We start from the raw sequence: 3,531 nt of genomic DNA on the forward strand, positions 1-3,531 counted from the left end.
GGTCGGCGCCGAGCAGGTCATGCTCCGCGCGATGAAGGACTTGAATGCACGCTTGTCGGAGATGCAGCAGCAAGCCGAGGCTGACGATTCTGAAGCGCTGATGAAAAGCGCGCGGCGGCTGGTCAAGGTCGCCGACCAGATCGGCATGACCACATTCGCGGTAGTCGCCCTGGATGTGATCGACGCGACAAAGGCGTCCAATTCCGTTGCGCAGGCGGCGACTCTGGCCCGATTGCTGAGGATCGGTGACCGGTCGTTGAATGCCGTATGGGATTTGCGCGACATGACGCTCTGAGCGGGGCTTGCGGGTGGCGCATGGCGCTATAGTCTGGCGGGCGAATCCGATCGGAGCTATCCCATGCCTTTCGCCTTTGCCGACCCTGCCGCCGCTTCACGCCCTCTCTATCTTGTCGCCGGCACAGAGGCCGACGCGTTTCTGTCCGGTCGCAGCAAGGCAGAGCGTGCATGGCTGACGGCGTCCGGGTTTTCGGGCGCGTTGAACCAGTTCTGCGTGCTGCCCGGCCCGGATGGTGAGCCGATCGGTGCGGTCTTCGGGCTGGGCTCTGCTGCCGCACGTCGGCGCGGGCGGTTTCATCTGGCGAAGGTCGTGGCGGACCTTCCCGGCGGTGACTGGCATCTTGAGGGGGCATTGTCCGTCAAAGAGGCGGAAGAGGCGGCCCTTGGATGGCTTTTCGCCACCTATCGCTTTTCCCGATACAAATCCGCCAAGGTGCCGACGGCACGGCTGAAGGCGCCTGCGGGCGTGGATGCGGCGCGTCTTTTGGCCATCGCGGAAGGCGAGGCGCTGACCCGCGACCTGATCAATATGCCCGCTTCCGATATGGGGCCGGAGGAGTTGGAGGCCGCATTCACCGCATTGGCCGGGGCGTTCGGCGCCAAGACCACGATCATACGTGGTGAGGATCTGCTGGAGCGGAATTTTCCGATGATCCATGCCGTTGGCCGCGCGTCCGACCGCGCCCCCCGGCTGCTGGACCTGCGCTGGGGCGATGCGGGACCGACCCTCACGCTGGTCGGCAAGGGGGTGTGCTTCGACACGGGCGGGCTCGATATCAAGCCCGCCTCGTCTATGGGGTTGATGAAGAAGGATATGGGCGGGGCGGCGACCGTGATGGGGCTTGCGCGGATGATCATGGCTCTGGGGCTGAAGGTCCGGCTGCGCGTGCTTGTCCCTGCCGTCGAAAACGCCGTCAGCGGCAATGCGTTCCGGCCGCAGGACATCCTGACCAGCCGCAAGGGGCTGACGGTCGAGGTCAACAATACCGATGCCGAGGGGCGGCTGGTTCTGGCGGATGCGCTGGCTCTGGCGGATGAGGAAAAGCCCGATTTTCTGATCTCCATGGCGACGCTCACCGGTGCGGCGCGGGTGGCGGTGGGTTCCGATCTTGCCCCCTTTTATTGCGACGATGACAGCGTGGCGGCGGCCCTTGCGGCAGGCGGGGCGGCAGTGGCCGACCCCCTGTGGCGCATGCCGTTCTGGGACCCCTATGAGGCGGTGATCGAACCCGGCATTGCCGATCTCGACAATGCGCCCGCGGGCGGGATGGCGGGCTCTATCACGGCGGCCCTGTTCCTGCGCCGTTTCGTGACCGACAGCCCGCTTTACGTCCATTTCGATATCTATGGCTGGCAGCCCAAGGCTGAGCCCGCCCGGCCGAAGGGCGGGGTGGGACAAGGCGCGCGGGCAATCCTTGCCGCCCTGCCGGGGCTTTTGGGGGCATGAATGACCGGCGCCTGACCCCGGCGAATGGCCGTGTGGCGCATGCCTCACTGAAAGGGCAGATCACAGCCGACCGGTACGTGTCCGGTGATCCGGCACGGATCGTCGTACCGCTTGCTGATCTGCTGGCAAAGCCGGGCGGCGCGCGCGACCGTCAGGTTCTGATGGGCGAGGAGGTTCTGGTTCTGGACCGGCATGAAGGGTTTGCCTTCGTAAAGGCCGAAAAGGACGGCTATTGCGGATATCTGGCCGAAACGGCGCTGGGTGCGCCGCGCCAGGCCACGCATTGGGTTTCAGCCACCGCGACCCATCTTTACCCCGCACCCGATTTCAAGATGCACGAGGTTGCGGCACTCAGCCTTGGTGCCCGGCTGACAGTGGTTGCCGAACATGCGCGGTTCTACGAAACCGAGGCCGGGCAGTTCGTGCCGCGGCCACATCTCCGCGCGCTGGGCGACTGGGCGGGTGATCCCGTATCGGTGGCGGAAAGCCTGATCGGAACGCCCTATCTTTGGGGTGGGAACTCACGCGCGGGGATCGACTGTTCCGGTCTGGTTCAGGCCGGGCTGCATGCGGCGGGCATTGCCTGTCCCGGTGACAGCGACATGCAGGAAGCGGAACTTGGCACGCCGCTGACACAGGGGGCGGCCTGGCAGCGTGGAGATCTGTTCTTCTGGAAAGGCCATGTGGCGGTGGCGGTCAGCGCGTCACGCCTGATCCATGCCAATGCGTTCCAGATGGCGGTCGGGTATGAGGAGATCGACGCCGCCATCGCCCGTATCGACGCGCAGGGTGACGGGCCGGTGACCTCGGTGCGGCGCCTATAGGGGTCAGTCGATCGGCCGGATCAGCTTCCGCTCAAGGATGCGCAGCACCGTCGGCAGATCGTGGCCGCGTTTCAGGATCTGGCCATCCATCCCGATCACCGCATACATGCCCTGCCGTCCGCGCAGCCGGGGCCGCTTTTCGATCCGGTAGATCGGATGTTCGGCCGCCCGGCGAAACACTGAAAACACGGCCATCTCGCTCAGGAAGGACAGCGCGTAGTCGCGCCATTCCCCGGCGGCCACCATCCGCCCGTAAAGCCCGAGGATCGTGCCAAGTTCCGCGCGGTCGAAGGCAACCTGCCCGGGCGGTCGCTGCGAAGGTCGAAACGGGGTCGGCGGTTGGACCGTCATACTTCGGATGTTACCGCTGTTTCGGTGCAAATCAAGCCTGCCTGCTTTGTGCCGCAAAAACACCTTTCCTTCGGCATGGTTTTTCCGCAGCGCCGCCGTGTTGGTTGAAGAAACATGGACCCATAGCGAAACACGCTTGTCCCGGCGACGCGGTCAACAGCCCCCACCCAGCCCGCGTCGCCGGACTTCTTTTCCCCCAAACAAAGAACAGTCAGCCCGGCGTGAAGCGCCGTTGCAGGATCGCGCCGTCTGTGTGGCCGTTATCCAGAGCAGTTTTCAACCAAAGTTCTGACGCGGGAAGCAACAGGTTGTAGGCGGCCGCAACCCGCCCGTTCAGGCCGGTGCATGTGGCAGGCATCAGGCAGTCGGGCAGGGCGGGATAGCGCAATACGATCCGGCGCCAGCGATGGATCAGCAGCACACGGGCGGCCATGGCATCGAGAGGGGCAAGTTCCACCCTTTCCAGTGCTGAAAGGTCGTCCGCCAGGCGCTGCAGCGCGCCAAGATGCTCGGCAGCGATAAAGCGGGCCCCAGCATCCTGGCCGATATGCAACTGGCCCGCGACCGCGATCACGGCGCCGTCGGGTGCCCGGCCCGGCCGCAGGCAGAACC

5 protein-coding genes are annotated in these 3,531 nt (G+C 65.3%); 3 read left to right on the top strand and 2 right to left on the bottom strand.

What is annotated here, in order from left to right; genetic code table 11:
- The 3 genes from WBB85_RS20185 to WBB85_RS20195 form a co-directional block, all read left to right on the top strand.
- The coding region (locus tag WBB85_RS20185; RefSeq protein ID WP_432640380.1) for a hypothetical protein at window positions 1–295 on the top strand (295 nt) is incomplete at its 5' end.
- A gap of 63 nt (window positions 296–358) precedes the next feature.
- Entirely contained in the window at window positions 359–1,744 is a 1,386-nt protein-coding gene (locus WBB85_RS20190; protein WP_432640381.1) for a leucyl aminopeptidase family protein, read from the top strand.
- Window positions 1,741–2,568: an NlpC/P60 family protein gene (locus WBB85_RS20195; RefSeq protein ID WP_432640382.1), complete on the top strand. Its 828-nt coding sequence runs from the start codon at window positions 1,741–1,743 to the stop codon at window positions 2,566–2,568. The genes WBB85_RS20190 and WBB85_RS20195 overlap by 4 nt, the downstream gene beginning before the upstream one ends.
- Window positions 2,569–2,571: 3 nt before the next feature.
- Here the strand turns inward: WBB85_RS20195 and WBB85_RS20200 are convergent, their stop codons facing one another.
- Both WBB85_RS20200 and WBB85_RS20205 read right to left on the bottom strand, forming a co-directional pair.
- Entirely contained in the window at window positions 2,572–2,919 is a 348-nt protein-coding gene (locus WBB85_RS20200) for a DUF2794 domain-containing protein (protein WP_432640383.1), read from the bottom strand.
- Between the two features lie 211 nt (window positions 2,920–3,130).
- A partial coding sequence (locus WBB85_RS20205) for a PaaX family transcriptional regulator C-terminal domain-containing protein (protein WP_432640384.1) occupies window positions 3,131–3,531 on the bottom strand: 401 nt, incomplete at its 5' end.

This window comes from Albidovulum sp. (assembly GCF_049646345.1).
GTDB lineage: Bacteria > Pseudomonadota > Alphaproteobacteria > Rhodobacterales > Rhodobacteraceae > Albidovulum.